The organism is Streptomyces sp. R302 (genome assembly GCF_012927245.1).
In the GTDB taxonomy this organism is placed as follows: Bacteria; Actinomycetota; Actinomycetes; order Streptomycetales; family Streptomycetaceae; genus Streptomyces.
Map to the genome: position 1 here is coordinate 1 of NZ_JABBGE010000011.1, position 17372 is coordinate 17372.

Below are 17372 nucleotides of genomic sequence, written 5' to 3' on the forward strand. Positions count from 1 at the left end.
CGAGGCCTTCGCCGATGACGGGCAGGGCGACGTTGAGGATGGAGAAGTCCACCGCGAGCATGAACTGCGCGACGAGCAGGACGACCAGGACGAGCTTGAGCCGGCCGTCCAGCCTCTCCGGTACCGGGCCACCGGCACCACCACTCGCCGACGCGCTCGCACCCGAACCCGGACGCGCACTCTCGACAACCGACATGACCAAACCAGCCTTTCCGGAGAGGGGGGTGAACGGCCCCGGCGGGCCTTCCGGAAACGACTCTGCTGCGGTCGGAGCGGCTTACCCAGCCCTGTGGTTTCGCCAGCGCCGCGGAAGCTAGCACTCACAAGGCCACCTTCGGCTCCCCGCCCGGTGCGCGGTCCCGGCACACTGGGGGGCATGGACACCCCCACCGCTCTGGGCGAATTCCTCCGCAACCGCCGTGCGCAGCTGAGGCCCGAGGACGTCGGTCTGCCGGCGCACGGCCGCCGCCGGGTGCCGGGGCTGCGCCGGGAGGAGCTGGCGCTGATCGCCGGGGTCAGCATCACGTACTACACGCACCTGGAGCAGGGGCAGAGCACCAATGCCTCGGACAGCGTCCTCGACGCGCTGGGGCGGGCCCTGCGGCTGACTCCGGACGAGCACACGCATCTGCGGAACCTGGCCCGTCCGCCGCGTACGCACCGGGTGGCGTCGTCGGCGCCGGAGCGGGTGCGGGAGACGACCCGCAGGCTGCTGCGGGGGATGCCGGACGTGCCGGCGGTGGTCCTGGACCGGCGCAACGAGGTGCTGGCGTGGAACGCGCTCGGGCACGCGCTGCTCGCCGGTCATCTCGACCCGGCGAGCCCGGAGGACCCGGAGAACCGGCCGAACCTCACCCGGATGCTGTTCCTCGACCCGCACACCCGTGACCTGTACGTGAACTGGCGGGACGAGGCCCGGATCGCGCTGGCCGCGCTGCGGCTGGTGGCCGGGCGCTGCCCGGAGGACCGGGCGCTGGCGGAGCTGATCGGCTCGCTGATGATGCAGAGCGAGGACTTCGCGGACCTGTGGGCCGAGCATCCGGTGCGGGACTGCACGACGGGTTCGCGGGCCCTGCGGCACCCGGTGGTGGGGGCGCTGACCCTGGACTTCGAGAACCTGCGGCTCAGCGACGGCACGGGGCACCGCATGCTCGTGTACACCGCCCCGGAGGACTCGCCCGCGGAGGCGGCGCTGCGGCTGCTGTCCACGACCCTGCGTCCCGAGGCGCTCGGTGAGGGCCGGTGAGGGCGGAGGTCGGGCGGCTGAGCGCGCCCGGGGGGCCGTTCGAGGCGGAGGACGGGGTGTACGCGCGGGGGCCGAGGACGCTGCGGGAGTTCGTGGAGGCGGTCTGGGCCTTCGGGGACCGGGTGTTCCTGGTCTCGGAGGACGGCGCGGTCACCTACCGGGAGTTCTTCGACGAGGCCTGCGGCCTGGCGCGGCGGCTCGTGGGGGAGTACGGGCTGCGGCGCGGGGACCGGGTCGTGGTCGCGATGCGGAACGTGCCGGAGTGGCAGGTGGCGTTCTGGGCCGTGCAGTTGGCGGGTCTTGTCGCCGTGCCGCTGAACTCCTGGTGGCGGGAGGGGGAGTTCGCGCACGCGCTGGACGACTGCGGACCCCGGCTGTTGCTCGTGGACGGCGAGCGGGCGGAGCGCGTACGGGCGTGGGCGGCGGCGGCCGGGGTGCCGGGGATCGTGTTCCGGGGCGAGGCGCGGCCGGGTTCCGGTGCCGTGCCCGGTTTCGTCGCGTACGAGGCCGATGACGACCCGCTGCTCGGGCCGCCCGACGTCGAGGTGTCCGGCGAGGACGACGCGACGATCTTCTACACCTCGGGGACGACGGGCCGGCCGAAGGGTGCCGTCGCCACGCACCTCGCGCAGGCCGGTGCCGCCGTCCACCCGCGCTACTTCGCGGCGGCGGCGGCCGTGGCGCGGGGGGAGCGGCCGGGCGGCGGGGCGCCGGTCGTGTCGCTGACGACGTATCCGTTCTTCCACGTGGCCGCGTTCACTGCGCTGTACGGCGTGATGGCGGGCGGCGGGACGCTGGTGATGATGCGGAAGTGGGACGCCGGGCGGGCCCTGGAGCTGATCCGGGAGCACCGGGTCACCCACTACGCGGGGGTTCCGACGACCGCGCTGCAGCTGCTCGCGCTGGCCCGCGAGACGGGTGACCCGCTGGAGTCGCTGGTGCAGTTGAGCACCGGCGGGGCGGCGGCGCCGCCGGGGATCGCGGCCAGCCTTGCGGAGGCGTACGGGGAGCGGATCCAGCCGCGGAACGGGTACGGGCTCACCGAGACCTGCGGCGGGATCTTCGCGCACACGGGTGCCGAGTACCGGGAGCGTCCGGGGAGCGTGGGGTGGCCGTCGCCGACGACGGAGGTGCGGGTCGAGGCGCCGGGCGCCGACGGCGTCGGCGAGCTGTGGGTGCGGGGGCAGTCGCTGTTCCGGGGGTACTGGCGGAACGAGGAGGCGACCCGGGCCGCGTTCGCGCCCGGCGGCTGGTTCCGTACCGGCGACCTGGCGCGGAGGGACGCGGACGGGCGGGTGTCGATCGTCGACCGGCTCACCGACATGGTGGTCAGGGGCGGCGAGAACGTGTACTGCGTCGAGGTCGAGGGGGTGCTCCAGGGGCATCCGGACGTGGTCGACGCGGCCGTCGTCGGGGTGCCGCACCCGCTGCTCGGCGAGGAGGTCGGGGCGGTCGTGCGGCTCCGGCCGGGGGCGGCGGCGGGCGCCGGGGAGCTGCGGGCGCACGTGGCGGAGCGGCTCGCCGCCTTCAAGGTGCCCGCGCACGTCCTCGTACGGGACGAGCCGCTGCCGCGGAACGGCGGCGGGAAGGTACTCAAGGGCGAGCTGCGGGCACTGCTCGCGCCGCCCGGGAGGGTGTGAAGGGCGACCGGGTCACCCCCGGCTGACGCGGACGCGGTAGTTGCCCGCCGCGTCCTCGTCGAGGACGCCTATCCGGATGCCGTTGGTGCGGTCGGTGAAGGTCTCGCCGGGGCCGAAGGGGGCGTCGGAGAGTTCGGCGTGGACGTTGGGGCGGCGGGTGCAGCCGCCGCTGGCGCGGTCGCTGTCGGCGACGGTGACGGGGCCGTGGCCGGTGTCGACGTCGGCCTCGACGCGGTAGACGAGGACGCCGGGTTCGCAGACGGCCTCGTCGTTGCCCTCGCGGGTGCGGACCTCGACGGCGTATCCGGTGGTGTCGGAGAGCGGGACGAAGACCAGCTTGGGGCCGCCGGCGAGGGCCAGCGGGGTCAGCAGGTGCTCGCTGGTGCCGGTGGCGGAGGCGCAGCGGATCTGGTCGTTGTCGAGCCAGCCGAGCTTCCACTTGTGCCAGCCGAGGAGGTCGTTGTTGGCGCCCCAGTCCTCGGACATGATGTCCCAGTGGCCGACCGTGCCGCCGCCGTCGGCGGTGTAGAGGTCGGGCAGGCCGAAGACGTGCCCGTTCTCGTGGGGCAGGACGCGGTAGCCGGTCTCGGGGTAGCTGCCGGAGCCGTCGTCCTGGCGGCTGTAGACGAAGGACGTGTTGGCGAGCGGGACGCCGTCGGCGTAGGGGGCGTCGTCGTTCCCGGAGAAGGTCACGGAGAGGACCGTGTCGAGGGCGGAGGGGCCGGCGTTCGGCGTGACCAGGACGTTGACCAGGTCGTAGGCGCTGAAGTCGACCTTCGGGTCGGCGGCCTTCACGATGTCCTCGACGAAGGAGCGGTAGCCCGGCTCGTAGGGGGCGCCGCGCTCGATCCCGTACGAGGAGAACGGCCGCGGCATCCGCAGCCAGTCGGCTATCGGGGTCTCGGCCTCGTACCGGAGCCGGCCGTAGGAGCTGACGCGGAACCAGTCGGAGGTCTGCGGGAAGAACTCGCGGAAGCGGGCCATCGCCGTGCCCTCGCCGCGGGCGTCGGGGAAGTCGACCATGAGCGTCAGCGCGCGGAGCCGGCCGGTGGAGCGGGCGTACCCGGGGGCGGTCGGCAGCCCTTCCGACATCTGCACACCGAGGGTGGTGGCGATGCGGCACGGCCCGAGCCGGGTGGTGTCCGGCGCGGCGGCCACCGGGCCGGCCGAGGCCGGGGCGGGCCCGGGGAGCGTGGTGCTCGCCGAGACGAGCACGGTGAGCAGCAGGGCCGAGGTCGCCGCGAGGGCGACCGGTCTGCGTATCCGCCGGCGGGTGTGCTGCATGCGGTCGCCTTCCGGTCGGGGGCCAGGTCAGCGGCGTGGTGTGCCGTGCGATCAGCCTGTGCGGAGCGGGGCGGGGGCGCGCGCCGGGTGGACCGATCGTGGGTATCCGCCCACGGAACGCTGTTGTGACTCAGGTCACAGGAGGGCGTGAAATAACCGGGGATTCCTTCCCCGTTTAGGAGAGAGTCCGACGAAGTGGGGACTGTTTCCCCGGATGGCTCGAAAGGCCGAGGAGGTCGTGGCGTGATCCGCACCGACGCAGAAGCCCCCGAGGCGCAGGACGCGACCGGGGAGACCCCCGCGCGCCGGGTGCCCCGGCCCCGCGCCGACGCGCTGCGCAACCGCGAGCGGCTGGTGTCCGCGGCCCGCGAGATGTTCGTGGAGTTCGGCTGCGCCGTGCCCTACGACGAGATCGCCCGCCGCGCCGGCGTCGGCAACGCCACGCTCTACCGGAACTTCCCCGAGCGCCCCGAGCTCGTCCACGAGGTCGTCCTCTCGATCCTCGGCCGGCTCACCGAGCGGGCCGAGCGGGCGGCCGCCGAGGAGAGCGACACCTTCGCCGCCGTCGCCCGCTTCGCGCACGAAGCGGCCGACGAGCGGGTCGGCGCGCTCTGCCCCATGCTCGACGGCACCTTCGACAAGGACCATCCCGACCTGGTCGTCGAGCGCGAGCGCCTGGAGGAGGCCGTCGAGGGCCTCGTCCGGCGGGCCCAGGCGGCCGGCCGGCTCCGTACCGACATCGCCGTCAGCGACCTGATGATCGGCGTCTCCCAGCTGACCCGCCCCCTGCCGGGCAGCGGCTGCGAGGACTTCGCCCCCTTCGTCCACCGCCACCTCCAGCTCTTCCTCGACGGCCTGGAGGCGCCCGCCCGCTCCACCCTGGAGGGCGCGCCGGCGACCCTGGGAGACCTGCGACGAGACGCGTGACGCCAGGCCTCCGCCGAGCTTTCGAGTCCTCGAAGACTCCTCTTTCGAGTCTTCGGAGGCTCCTCTTCAGAGGCTCCTCCGAAGAGCCCTGACGGCTCCCCGAACTTCTCCAGAACGTCCTTTTTCTTCACCTACGCACCAAGAGGTGGCTACCCCCATGCCCGAAACCGCCGGCGCTCCCCGGTCGACGGTCGCTTCCCAGCCCGACCCCGGCCGCTGGAAGGCACTCGTCTTCATCGCCCTCGCCCAGCTGATGGTCGTGCTCGACGCGACCATCGTGAACATCGCCCTCCCCTCCGCCCAGGAGGACCTCGGCATATCGGACGGCAACCGCCAGTGGGTCATCACGGCCTACGCCCTCGCCTTCGGCGGCCTGCTGCTCTTCGGCGGCCGCATCGCCGACCTCTGGGGCCGCAAGCGCACCTTCGTCGTCGGACTGATCGGCTTCGCCGCCGCGTCCGCCCTCGGCGGCGCCGCCACCGGCGAGGCCATGATGCTCGGGGCCCGCGCCCTCCAGGGCGCCTTCGGCGCGCTGCTCGCGCCCGCCGCGCTCTCGCTGCTCGCGGTCACCTTCACCGACGCCAAGGAGCGCGCCAAGGCCTTCGGCATCTACGGCGCGATCGCCGGTGGCGGCGGCGCCGTCGGCCTGATCCTCGGCGGCTTCCTCACCCAGTACCTGAACTGGCGCTGGACCTTCTTCGTCAACATCCCGTTCGCGATCGTCGCCGCCGTCGGCGCGTACCTGGTGATCCGCGAGCCGGCCGGCGGCCGCAACCGCTCCGCGCTCGACATCCCCGGCGTGATCCTCTCCACCCTGGGTCTGGTCGCGCTCGTCTACGGCTTCACCCGCGCCGAGTCCGAGGGCTGGAGCGACGCCGGCACGATCGGCATGTTCGTCGGCGCGGTGGTGCTCCTCGGCGCCTTCGTGCTCGTCGAGGCGAAGGTCAGGAGCCCGCTGCTGCCGCTGCGCGTCCTCACCGAGCGCAACCGTGGCGGCGTCTACCTCTCGCTCGGCCTCGCCATCATCGCGATGTTCGGCCTCTTCCTCTTCCTGACCTACTACCTGCAGGTCGTGAAGGGCTACTCGCCGGTCATGACGGGCTTCGCGTTCCTGCCCATGATCGCGGGCATGATCATCGGCTCGACCCAGATCGGCGCGCGCCTGATGACCCGGGTCCCGCCGCGGATGCTCATGGCCCCCGGCTTCCTGACCGCCGCCGTCGGCATGCTGCTCCTGACGCAGCTGGAGGTCGGCACCTCGTACGCCGGTCTGATCCTGCCGGCGCAGCTGCTGCTCGGCCTCGGCATGGGCACCGCCTTCATGCCGGCCATGTCGCTCGCCACGCACGGCGTGGACCCGAAGGACGCCGGTGTGGCCTCCGCGATGGTCAACACCTCGCAGCAGGTCGGCGGCGCCATCGGTACGGCCCTGCTGAACACGATCGCCGCCTCGGCGACGACCGCGTACCTCACCGACCACGCGGCCGGCGCCACCACCCCGGCCGCCCAGCAGCTGCTCCAGCTCCAGAGCATGGTCGAGGGCTACACCGCCGCGATCTGGTGGGCGGTCGGCATCCTGGCGGTCTCCGCGGCCCTCGCGGCCGTCCTGATCACCACCGGGAAGCCGGACACGGGCGTGGTCGCCGGCTCCGGCGCGGGCGCGGACGACGAGGTGAAGGTCCCGGTCATCGCCCACTGACCCCCGCGATCCCCCGGAGGTCCCCTGCCCTGGTTCCGCTCAGCGGAGCCAGGGCAGGTCCGCGTCCGGGCCCACCGGTTCGAGGCCCTCGGCCATCACCCGCATGATCGTCCCGAGCTGTTCGACCTGCTCCGGGCTGAGCCGGTCGAACATCGCCTGCCGCACCGCCTCCACGTGCCCGGGGGCGGTGCGCCGCAGCACCTCCACGCCCTCGTCGGTGAGGAGCGCGAACTGGCCGCGCTTGTCGGACGGGCACTCCTCGCGCCGGACCCAGCCGTTCTTCTCCAGGCGGGCGATCGCGTGCGAGAGCCGGGAGCGGGTGATCTTGGCGCTCCTGGCGAGCTCGGTCATCCGGAGCCGGCGGCGCGGGGCCTGGGCGAGCTGGACGAGCAGGCCGTAGTAGACGTGCGGCATGCCCGCGTCGCGCTGCAACTGGCGGTCGAGGTGATCCTCCAGGAGCGTGGTGGCGTGGAGGTACGAGCGCCAGACGCGCTGTTCGCCCTCGCTGAGCCAGCGGGGTCCCGTGTCGGTCCTGTCTCCCATGTCACCCATCGTACGACCCGTCCTTGAAAGTTGAACTATGTAGGGTTTACGCTGCCCAGAGAGCTTGAAACTTCAAGCGTCTGTCGAACCGGCCGTGAAACGGAGGCCCGCCATGGACACTGCCCCCGACGTGCGGATGCCCGCGCTCTACCTGTCCCACGGCGCCCCGCCGCTCGCCGACGACCCGGTCTGGCCCGGCGAACTCGCCGCCTGGTCCGCCGGGCTGCCCCGCCCCAAGGCGATCCTCATGGTCTCCGCCCACTGGGAGGAGGCCCCGCTCGCCCTCGGCGCCACCGGGACGGTCCCCCTCGTCCACGACTTCTGGGGCTTCCCCGAGCACTACTACCGCGTCCGGTACGACGCCCCCGGCGCACCCGCGCTCGCCGCGCAGGTCCGCGCGCTGCTCCGCTCGCCCGGCACCCCCGTGCAGGACATCCCCGACCGGGGCCTCGACCACGGCGCGTACGTCCCCCTCGTCGAGATGTACCCCGACGCCGACATCCCGGTCCTGCAGATCTCCATGCCCACCCTCGACCCGCGCCGGCTCATGGACATCGGCCGCAAGCTGGCCCCGCTGCGCGACGAGGGCGTCCTGATCGTCGGCAGCGGCTTCTTCACCCACAACCTCGCCGCTCTCCGCCACACCGGCGGCGGGGTGCCCGGCTGGTCCGCCGAGTTCGACGCCTGGGGCCACGAGGCCCTCGCCGCCCGGGACGTGGACGCCCTGCTCGACTTCGAGCACAAGTCCCCGGCCGGCCGCCTCGCCCACCCCCGCACCGAACACTTCGCCCCGCTCTTCGTCACCATGGGCGCGGCGGACGCGGCCGGCGACCTCGACGCCGAGCGCTCGGTGATCGACGGCTTCTGGATGGGCCTCGCGAAGCGCTCCGTCCAGTTCGGCTGAGCGCGGGCCGAGCACCAGCCGATCACTCTCCGTACGCCGGCGGGTTCAGCTCCACCGACCGGACGGCGGCGGCCAGCGCGAGCGGCCCGCCCACGTCGAGGGCGGTGTCGGTGAACTTGATCGTGTGGTCGTCGCCGTGCGCCGCCGCCCGCGCGAACACCTCCTCCGGCGCGAGCCCCGTCCCGGCGTACGGGGCGGCCTCCCGCGGCGCGTACGCGGCCGTCACCGCCGCCGAGGCCGCCCACGCCGCCGCCAGACTCGGCACCCACAGGTCGCGGGGCAGCGCGGGCAGCGTCCGCAGCACCGCGTTGGGCGCCGTCGCCGCGTGCACCAGCATGATCGGCTCCCCGTGCCCGTGCGTCGCGTACCGGTGCACGGCCGCCGCCACCAGCTCGCCGAGCAGCGCCCGCGCCGCCTCCGGGTCCGCGGCCCCGCCCCAGACGGGGAAGGCCGACAGCTGCGCCAGCCGCTCCCGGATCCCGCCCTCCCGCACCGGAACCGGCGGTACGGCGGCGAGCGCGGCGGCCGCGTCCGGGGCGGCGGCCAGCGGGGCGAGCGGCGGCAGCGGCTGGTGGCGGGCGGCCCAGTAGCCGAGCGCGTGCGCCAGCTCCGCCCGCCGGGGCGCCGTCTCCCCGCCGGGCGCCAGCAGGGTCCGTACGGCGTGCCCGGTGCGGATCACCGGATGCGTGGCGCTGCCCGCGATGCCGGGCAGCAGCCGGGGCCACCACTCCGCGAGCACCTCCCGCCACGGCCGGTCCGCCAGCTCCCGGCCGAAGAACCGGGTCCAGTCCGTGATCCGGACCGGATCGCCCAGCGCCTCCCGCCAGTTCGCGGCGGTCACCGGGGCGTACGGCGCCGGCGACTCCTCCAGCTTCGCCGCGTACCCGTCCAGCCAGCGGTGCACGGCCGCCGCGTGCCCGTGCCGGGCCAGTGCCTCCACCGCCATCGGCGCGTGATTGGTGAGCCACCCGTGCCGCTCGGGACCGGTGGAATGGAGCCGTTCGAGCGCCTCGTCGAGGATGCCGGTGGTGTCCGTGTCGGTGTCCATGAGCGGGACGGTAGGCCGGGAAGGGCGGGGCGGGTAACGGCCGAGCGACCTACACCGCAGGGCGGAGGCAACCTGAGGCCGGGGAAGCAGCGTCGTAAACAGTGTGACCCCCCTCTCACCGACAGCGAGGTCGGAAGCCCGGGAGTTCTCAGGGGCACGCCTCTGACCTGCGGATCCCCGTCGACGGCGGTCCGCCGGACGGGGTGGGGGCCGCGCAGGATACTGCATGATCGCGAAAATCCTGAGCCTCCTGGGAATTCTGTCCCGATTCCGGTCGTTGTTTCCGTCGGATGCAGGGCACCCGCAAGGGTGTCGCGACCTACTCAGCAAGGGAGCACGCATGGCAACCCGTGCCGTCGCCCGTCGTCAGTCCACCGCCAAGAGCGGGGACGGCCGGGCAAGCAGCGTTCGCGCCGTGGGCGGGGAGATCGCCGACCGCGACCTGGTCGGCATGTACCTCGACGAGATCGCGCGCACGCCCCTGCTCGACGCCGCCAAGGAGGTCGAGCTCTCCCAGACGATCGAGGCGGGCGTCTACGCCCGGCAGATCCTCGACGGGGCGGCTGAGACCGAGGCCGGCGGGGCGACCCGCGAGGAGCTCGAAGCGCTGGTCGCGGAGGGCGAGCGTGCCAAGGACCTCTTCATCAAGTCCAACCTGCGGCTCGTCGTGGCCGTGGCCCGGCGCTACCCGCGCAGCGGGCTGCCCCTGCTCGACCTGATCCAGGAGGGGAACGCGGGCCTGGTGCGCGCCGTCGAGAAGTTCGACTACGCGAAGGGCTTCAAGTTCTCCACGTACGCCACGTGGTGGATCCGCCAGGCCATCACCCGGTCCATCGCCGACCAGTCCCGCACCATCCGGCTCCCCGTCCACCTGGTGGAGGAGCTGGGCCGGATCCGCCGCGTCCAGCGCGAGTTCAACCGCGAACACGGCCGCGAGCCCGAGCCCGCGGAGGTCGCGGAGGAGCTCGGCTCCACGCCGGAGCGGGTCACGGACGTCCTGGACTGGGCGCGCGACCCGGTCTCCCTGAACATGTCGGTGGACGACGAGGGCGAGACCCAGTTCGGCGACCTGCTCGAGGACACCTCCGCGATCTCCCCCGAGCAGTCGGTCCTCACCCTCCTCCGCAGCGAGGAACTGGACGACCTCATCGACAAGCTCGACAACCGCACCGCCTCGATCATCCGCATGCGGTACGGCATCGAGGACGGCCGCGAGCGGACCCTCACGGAGGTCGGCAAGGAACACGGCCTCACCCGCGAGCGCATCCGCCAGATCGAGAAGCACGCCCTCCTGGAACTGAAGAAAATGGCCAGGGACACGGGCTTCGACGCGGTCGCGTAACCCCGGCGAGGACGCGGGCGGCCGCGCCCACCACCCCCACGGGCACCCGCCCCGGGCCCCGTGCCCGGGGACTGCGCCCGCCGTCCCCGCAGGCAGGCGTCCCGCTGGGCGGCGCCCACCCGCAGGCCCGGCTCGGGGGCCGGCGCCGGCGCGGGGCCGCGCCCGCCGTGCCCGCAACGGAACGGCGGTCGCGTCAGATCGTCGCGTTCGTCAGGCGGGTCGCCAGGAGGCTCAGGCGGTCGCGGAGGGACGTCGGCGCGTGGATGGTGAAGTCGAGGCCGACGAGGGCCAGGCGGACGGCGAGCCAGTCGACGGAGTCGGTGACGCGGGCCCGGAGCCGGCAGGAGTCGGGCCCGGTCGCGACCGGCACGAGGTGCGACGGCAGGACCGCGACCACCTTCTCCAGCGGCGCGGCGAACGCGACGTCCAGTTCCACCTCCCGCTCCCCCTCCCCGTACGCCCGCGCCATCGACCGCACCAGATACGCCCCCGCGTCCCCCTCCGGCAGCTCCCGCGGAGCGAACCGCGCGCCGGTCGCGAGCGGATCCGACACCCGGTCGACCCGGAACGTACGCCAGTCCTCGCGCCCGAGGTCGTACGCGACCAGGTACCAGCGGCTGCCCGTCGACACCAGCCGGTACGGCTCGACCAGCCGCTTCGACTCCTCCCCGGCCCGCGCCCGGTACCCGAACCGCAGCCGCTCGTGCCCGGTGACCGCGCCGGCGAGCGCCGTCAGCGTGGACGGCGCGACGGTCGCCCCGTCCCCCCGGGTCAGCGGCAGCGTCGCCGCCTGGAGCGTGGAGACCCGGTGCCGCAGCCGCGCCGGCAGCACCTGCTCCAGCTTCGCCAGGGCCCGTACCGACGCCTCCTCGACGCCTTCGACGGCGTGCCCCGCCCCGGCCCGCAGGCCGACGGCGATGGCGACGGCCTCCTCGTCGTCGAGGAGCAGCGGCGGCATGGCCGCACCGGCGACGAGCCGGTAGCCGCCCACCGCCCCCTTCGTCGCCTCCACGGGATAGCCCAGCTCCCGCAGCCGATCGATGTCGCGCCGGATCGTGCGCGCGGAGACCGCGAGCCGTTCGGCGAGCTCGCTGCCGGGCCACTCGCGCGGCGTCTGGAGGAGCGAGAGCAGGGTCAGGAGTCGTGCCGGAGTGTCCGTCATGCCCACCAGCATGAGGCAGAAATAGGACGCAACCTGACCTACATGGCTTCTATGGTTCCTTCCATGAGCGCACACGAGACCGACGCCGCCACGGGGGCGGACAGCACCACCACGGGGGACAGCAGACGCTGGATCGCCCTGGCCATCGTCATGACGGCCGCCTTCATGGACCTGGTCGACGCCACGATCGTGAACATCGCGATCCCCAGCATCGAGCACGACCTCGGCGCCGGCTTCGGCGCGATCCAGTGGATCACCGCCGGCTACGCGCTGGCCTTCGCCGCCGGCCTGATCACCGGCGGCCGCCTCGGCGACATCTACGGCCGCAAGCGGCTCTTCCTCCTCGGCACCGCGGGCTTCACGCTCGCCTCCGCCCTGTGCGGCCTGGCCGCCAACCCGGAGATGCTGGTCGCCTCCCGCCTCCTCCAGGGCGCCGCGGCGGCGATGATGGTGCCGCAGGTGCTGTCGATCGTCCACGTCACCTTCCCCGCGCACGAGCGCGGCAAGGTCTTCGGCATGTTCGGCGCGGTCGTCGGTCTCGGCGCGGTCTCCGGCCCGCTGCTCGGCGCGCTGCTCACGGAGTGGAACATCGCGGGCCTGGAGTGGCGCCCGATCTTCCTGATCAACCTTCCGGTCGGCATCGCCGCCCTGATCCTCGGCCGGAAGTACATCATCGAGTCGAAGGCGCCGAAGGCGCTCCGCCTCGACCTGGTCGGCGTCGTGCTCGTCACGGCCGCGCTGCTCCTGCTGATCTACCCGCTGACCCGGGGCCGCGAGCTGGACTGGCCGCTGTGGGGCCACCTGATGATGGCGGCGAGCCCGCTGGTCTTCGGCGCCCTCGTCGCGTACGAGCGGTACAAGACGCGGAAGGACGGCTCCCCGCTGGTCGAGCTGTCGCTGTTCCGCGTGAAGTCCTTCGCCGCCGGCATCGCCGTACAGCTGACCTTCGGCATCGTCCTCGGCATCTTCTTCCTGGTGTGGACGCTCTACATGCAGATCGGCCTCGGCTGGACCGCCCTCAAGGCGGGTCTGACCGGCGTGCCGTTCTCGATAGCGGTCTCGATGGCGGCCGGCATGTCGGTCCAGCTCCTCGTGCCGCGCTTCGGCCGCAAGGTGCTCCAGGCGGGCGCGCTGACGATGGTCGCGGGCATCCTGCTCTACTTCTTCCTCGCGGGCCGGTACGGGGCGGGGATCTCGCCCTGGCAGATGATCCCGGCGCTGGTGGTGATGGGCCTCGGCATGGGCCTGATCGTGGCGCCGCTGACGGACGCGGTGCTCTCGGAGGTCCCGAAGGAGCACGCGGGTTCGGCGTCCGGCCTGATCAACACGACGGGCCAGATGGGCAACGCGATCGGTCTCGGCCTGGTCTCCGTGGTCTTCTTCGGCGTGATCGACGACCGGGGCCCGACCAGGGTCCCGGCGGAGGTCACGGACGCCTTCGTCGACGCCTTCCGCAACTCCCTCGGCTGGGTCGCGGTGGTCCTCGCCGGCATCTTCCTGGTGATGTTCGCCCTGCCGGCCAAGCCCAAGCAGCACCTGGAGGGCGGGGACACGGACGGCGCGGACTCCTCCGAGCCGGACGGCCTGGTGGAGAAGGCCCCGGCGCTCGCCTCCTGAGCCGCCTGAGCCTCCTGAGCCCCCTGACCTCCTGAGCCCCTGACCTCCTGACCGCGCGCACGGCGCGAAGGGCCCCGGTCCTCGGATCTCCGAGACCGGGGCCCTTCGTCATGCCCGCGCGGGCCGATCGACCCCGATGTCCGTTCATGCCCGCTTGAATGCCCGAATCCGTTTACTTCGCGGAGAGATGGGCGTAGCCTGGCACCGAAACCACAGGTTCGGGCACCGAACGGACACATACCCACCATGTACGCACCCGAGCGACAGCAAGAGATCCTCCGGCTCGCCCGCGAGAGCGGCCGCGTCGACGTCCTCTCCCTCGCCGAGGAGTTCCAGGTCACCGCCGAGACCGTACGGCGCGACCTCAAGGCCCTCGACCGGGCCGGGCTCGTCCGCCGGGTGCACGGCGGCGCCATCCCCGCCGGCCGGCTGGACTTCGAACCCGACCTCGCCGAGCGCGAGGCGGTCGCCGCCGACGAGAAGGACCGCATCGTCGCCGCCGCCCTCGCCGAACTGCCCCGCGAGGGCAGCGTCGTCCTCGACGCCGGCTCCACGGTCGCCCGCCTCGCCGCCGCCTTCCCCCTCGACAGCGCGCTCACCGTCGTCACCCACGCGCTGCCCGCCGCCGCCCGGCTCGCCGACCACCCCGGCATCGACCTGCACCTGGTCGGCGGCCGCGTCCGCCACCGCACCCGCGCCGCCGTCGACGCCTGGGCCCTGCGCGCGTACGGCGAGATCCGCGCCGACGTCGCCTTCGTCGGCGCCAACGGCTTCTCCGCCGCGCACGGCCTCACCACCCCCGACCTCGCCGAGGCCGCCGTGAAGCGGGCCGTCCTCGGCTCCGCCCGCCGGGTCGTCCTCCTCGCCGACTCCGCCAAGCACGGCCAGGAGCACTTCGCCCGCTTCGGCGCCCTCACCGACGTCGATCTGATCGTCACCGACAGCGGCCTCGCCCCCGAGACCGCCGCGGCCATCGAGGCCGCCGGAACGGAAGTCGTCCGCGCATGATCCTCACCGTCACCCCCAACCCCTCCCTGGACCGCACGTACGAGGTCCCCGCCCTCGACCGCGGCGAGGTGCTGCGCGCCACCGCCGAGCGCGTCGACCCCGGGGGCAAGGGCGTCAACGTCTCCCGGGCGGTCGCCGCCGCCGGCCGCCGCACCGTCGCCGTCGTCCCGCTCGGCGGCGCCCCCGGCGCCCTCGTCGCCCAGCTCCTCTCCGGGCAGGGCATCGAGGTGGCCCCGGTCCCCGTCACCGGCCAGACCCGCTCCAACATCGCCCTCGCCGAACCCGACGGCACCCTCACGAAGATCAACGCCCCCGGCCCCGAACTCACCGCCGAGGAGGCCGAGTCCCTCCTCGCCACCGTCGGCGCCCACTCTCCCGCCGCCGCCTGGATCGCCTGCTGCGGCAGCCTCCCGCGCGGCCTCGCCCCCGAGTGGTACGCCCGCCTCGTCACCCGCGCCCACGGCGCCGGCGCCCGGATCGCCCTCGACACCTCCGGCCCCTCCCTCCTCGCCGCCCTCACCGCCCGCCCCGACGTCGTGAAGCCCAACGCCGACGAGCTCGCCGAGGCCGTCGGCCGCCCGCTGCGCACCGTCGGCGACGCCGTGAAGGCCGCTGAGGAGGTACGGGAACGGGGTGCGGGCGCGGTCCTCGCCAGCCTCGGCGCCGACGGGCAGCTCCTCGTCACCGCCGCCGGCACCTGGTTCGGCTCGGCCCGCGTCCCCGCCGTCCGCTCCGACGTCGGCGCGGGCGACGCCTCCCTCGCCGGCTTCCTCGCCGCCGGCGGCGAGGGCCCGGAGGCGCTGGCCGCGGCCGTCGCCCACGGCGCCGCCGCCGTCCAGCTGCCCGGCAGCCAGATGCCCACCCCGGCGGACCTCGACCCGGCCGCCGTCACCGTCACCCCCGACGTACCCCTGGACACCGTCCTCAGCGAGCAAGGGAGCCCGCGATGAGCACCATGATCACCGCGGACCTGGTCGACCTCGACCTGTCCGCCGCCACCAAGGAGGCGGCCGCCCGCTCGCTCGCCGAGCGCATGGCCGCCCTCGGCCGGGTCACCGACCTCGACGGCTTCCTCGCCGACGTCGCCGCCCGCGAGGCGCAGATGCCGACCGGCCTCGACGGCGGCATCGGCATCCCGCACTGCCGCAGCGCCCACGTCACCGAACCCACCCTCGCCTTCGGCCGCTCGGCCGCCGGCATCGACTTCGGCGCCCCCGACGGCCCCGCGGACCTGATCTTCCTGATCGCCGCCCCGGCCGGCGCGGACGACGCCCATCTGACGATCCTGTCCTCGCTGGCCCGCCAGCTGATGGACGAGGAGTTCACCGCCGCGCTGCGCGCTGCGACCTCCCCGGCCGAGACGGCGGCGCTGATCGCGGGCGAGGAACTCCCGGCATCAGCACCCGAGTCGGCCCCCGAGGCGGAGGTCGCGGAAGCCGCGCCCTTCCGGATCGTCGCCGTCACCTCCTGCCCCACCGGCATCGCGCACACCTACATGGCCGCCGAGGCGCTGGAGAAGGCCGGGCGGGAGGCGGGCGTCGAGCTCGTCGTGGAGACGCAGGGCTCGGCAGGCTTCACCCGGCTCGACCCGGCGGCCGTCGCGGCCGCCGACGGCGTGATCTTCGCCCACGACGTGCCCGTCCGGGAGAAGGAACGGTTCGCCGGGAAGCCGACCGTCGACGTCGGCGTCAAGGCCGGCATCAACCGCCCCGCCGAACTGATCGCCGAGGTCCGCGGCAGGGCGGAACGCGGCGGGACCACCGTGGCCGCCGCGCCCACCCCCGTCGAGAAGGCGGGGGAGCCTGCGGAGGGGTACGGCACGAAGCTGCGCAAGTGGCTGATGTCCGGCGTCAGTTACATGGTGCCGTTCGTCGCCGCCGGCGGTCTCCTCATCGCCCTGGGCTTTGCCCTCGGCGGCTACGACATCGACAAGGCCCCGTCCGTCGCCGAGCACTTCGCCTGGGGACAGCTCGACAGCTGGGCCGCGCTGATGTTCCAGATCGGCGGGCTCGCGTTCGCCTTCCTCGTCCCCGTCCTCGCCGGCTACATCGCGTACGGGATGGCCGACCGGCCCGGTCTCGTCCCCGGCTTCGTCGGCGGCTCCATCGCCCTCACCATCGACGCCGGCTTCCTCGGCGGCCTCGCCGCCGGTCTCCTGGCGGGCGGCACCGTCCTCGCGATCCAGAGGGTGCGGGTCCCCGCCGCGCTACGGGGCATCATGCCGGTGGTCGTGATCCCGCTGCTGTCGTCGATCGCCGTCGGCTTCCTCATGTTCCTGGTGGTCGGCAAGCCGATCGCGAGTCTCCAGTCCGCGCTCACCGAATGGCTCTCCGGCCTCTCGGGCGCCAACGCGGTCATCCTCGGCGTCATCCTCGGCCTGATGATGTGCTTCGACCTCGGCGGCCCGCTGAACAAGGTCGCGTACGCCTTCGCCGTCGGCGGCCTCGCCACCCCCAACGAGGGCTCCCTCAAGGTCATGGCCGCGGTGATGGCCGCCGGCATGGTCCCGCCGCTGGCGATGGCCCTCGCCACCGCCGTCCGCGGCCGGCTCTTCACCCGGACCGAGCGCGAGAACGGCAAGGCCGCGTGGGTGCTCGGCGCCTCCTTCATCACGGAGGGCGCGATCCCCTTCGCCGCCGCCGACCCGCTGCGGGTCATCCCGGCCGCGATGGCGGGCGGCGCCGTCACCGGCGCCCTGTCGATGGCCTTCGAGTGCACCCTGCGGGCCCCGCACGGCGGCGTGTTCGTGATCCCGCTGATCGGCAACCCGTTCCTGTACCTGCTCGCGATCGCCGCGGGCGTCCTGGTCAGCGCCGGCCTTGTGATCCTCCTGAAGAGCGCCCGCAAGAGCCCCGCCGGTACGGACGGGGCGGCGGACCGGACCGAGGCCGGGGCGGCGGTGACCGTCGCGGCCTGACCCGGGCCCCTGACAGGAGGGGCCCCGGAGGGGCG

At 73.7% G+C, this 17372-nt stretch carries 14 protein-coding genes and 1 pseudogene; 10 read left to right on the plus strand and 5 right to left on the minus strand.

What is annotated here, in order from left to right; all coding sequences use genetic code 11:
- Window positions 1–196: pseudogene (locus HHL19_RS29715) on the minus strand (MFS transporter); the annotation flags it as partial.
- A gap of 180 nt (window positions 197–376) precedes the next feature.
- On the opposite strand from HHL19_RS29715, the gene HHL19_RS29720 reads away from it, so the two are divergent.
- Both HHL19_RS29720 and HHL19_RS29725 read left to right on the plus strand, forming a co-directional pair.
- Window positions 377–1246 (plus strand): helix-turn-helix transcriptional regulator, encoded by an 870-nt coding sequence (locus HHL19_RS29720; protein ID WP_169093473.1) that lies wholly within the window; start codon window positions 377–379, stop codon window positions 1244–1246.
- The gene (locus HHL19_RS29725; RefSeq protein WP_169093474.1) at window positions 1243–2886 is read left to right on the plus strand and encodes a class I adenylate-forming enzyme family protein; all 1644 of its coding nucleotides are present in this window, start codon (window positions 1243–1245) and stop codon (window positions 2884–2886) included. Before HHL19_RS29720 ends, HHL19_RS29725 begins: the two co-directional genes overlap by 4 nt.
- Window positions 2887–2898: 12 nt before the next feature.
- Here HHL19_RS29725 and HHL19_RS29730 read toward each other — a convergent pair whose 3' ends face one another.
- Complete coding sequence (locus tag HHL19_RS29730; protein WP_169093475.1) at window positions 2899–4170, minus strand: M6 family metalloprotease domain-containing protein; 1272 nt, start codon at window positions 4168–4170, stop codon at window positions 2899–2901.
- A 309-nt stretch (window positions 4171–4479) separates the two neighbouring features.
- On the opposite strand from HHL19_RS29730, the gene HHL19_RS29735 reads away from it, so the two are divergent.
- Window positions 4480–5097 (plus strand): TetR/AcrR family transcriptional regulator, encoded by a 618-nt coding sequence (locus HHL19_RS29735; RefSeq protein WP_346768470.1) that lies wholly within the window; start codon window positions 4480–4482, stop codon window positions 5095–5097.
- Between the two features lie 157 nt (window positions 5098–5254).
- A complete protein-coding gene (locus tag HHL19_RS29740; protein ID WP_169093476.1) occupies window positions 5255–6796 on the plus strand; it encodes an MFS transporter in 1542 nt (513 codons plus the stop codon).
- Between the two features lie 39 nt (window positions 6797–6835).
- Here HHL19_RS29740 and HHL19_RS29745 read toward each other — a convergent pair whose 3' ends face one another.
- On the minus strand, window positions 6836–7348 hold the full coding sequence (locus HHL19_RS29745) for a MarR family transcriptional regulator (RefSeq protein WP_206325407.1): 513 nt from the start codon (window positions 7346–7348) through the stop codon (window positions 6836–6838).
- Window positions 7349–7451: 103 nt separating this feature from the next.
- On the opposite strand from HHL19_RS29745, the gene HHL19_RS29750 reads away from it, so the two are divergent.
- The gene (locus HHL19_RS29750) at window positions 7452–8243 is read left to right on the plus strand and encodes a class III extradiol ring-cleavage dioxygenase (RefSeq protein ID WP_169093478.1); all 792 of its coding nucleotides are present in this window, start codon (window positions 7452–7454) and stop codon (window positions 8241–8243) included.
- 22 nt (window positions 8244–8265) lie between these two features.
- Here HHL19_RS29750 and HHL19_RS29755 read toward each other — a convergent pair whose 3' ends face one another.
- Entirely contained in the window at window positions 8266–9291 is a 1026-nt protein-coding gene (locus tag HHL19_RS29755) for a questin oxidase family protein (protein WP_169093479.1), read from the minus strand.
- A gap of 340 nt (window positions 9292–9631) precedes the next feature.
- Between HHL19_RS29755 and HHL19_RS29760 the strand changes: the two genes are divergently transcribed.
- Window positions 9632–10633, plus strand: a complete 1002-nt coding sequence (locus tag HHL19_RS29760; RefSeq protein WP_169093480.1) for a sigma-70 family RNA polymerase sigma factor — start codon at window positions 9632–9634, stop codon at window positions 10631–10633.
- A 193-nt stretch (window positions 10634–10826) separates the two neighbouring features.
- Here the strand turns inward: HHL19_RS29760 and HHL19_RS29765 are convergent, their stop codons facing one another.
- Window positions 10827–11795 (minus strand): YafY family protein, encoded by a 969-nt coding sequence (locus tag HHL19_RS29765; protein WP_169093481.1) that lies wholly within the window; start codon window positions 11793–11795, stop codon window positions 10827–10829.
- Between the two features lie 63 nt (window positions 11796–11858).
- Between HHL19_RS29765 and HHL19_RS29770 the strand changes: the two genes are divergently transcribed.
- The 4 genes from HHL19_RS29770 (at window position 11859) to HHL19_RS29785 (ending at window position 17337) form a co-directional block, all read left to right on the plus strand.
- Entirely contained in the window at window positions 11859–13412 is a 1554-nt protein-coding gene (locus HHL19_RS29770) for an MFS transporter (RefSeq protein WP_169093482.1), read from the plus strand.
- Window positions 13413–13658: 246 nt separating this feature from the next.
- Window positions 13659–14420, plus strand: a complete 762-nt coding sequence (locus HHL19_RS29775; RefSeq protein WP_169093483.1) for a DeoR/GlpR family DNA-binding transcription regulator — start codon at window positions 13659–13661, stop codon at window positions 14418–14420.
- Entirely contained in the window at window positions 14417–15370 is a 954-nt protein-coding gene (gene pfkB, locus HHL19_RS29780) for a 1-phosphofructokinase (RefSeq protein WP_169093484.1), read from the plus strand. Before HHL19_RS29775 ends, pfkB begins: the two co-directional genes overlap by 4 nt.
- On the plus strand, window positions 15367–17337 hold the full coding sequence (locus tag HHL19_RS29785; protein WP_169093485.1) for a fructose-specific PTS transporter subunit EIIC: 1971 nt from the start codon (window positions 15367–15369) through the stop codon (window positions 17335–17337). Before pfkB ends, HHL19_RS29785 begins: the two co-directional genes overlap by 4 nt.
- Window positions 17338–17372: the final 35 nt, after the last annotated feature.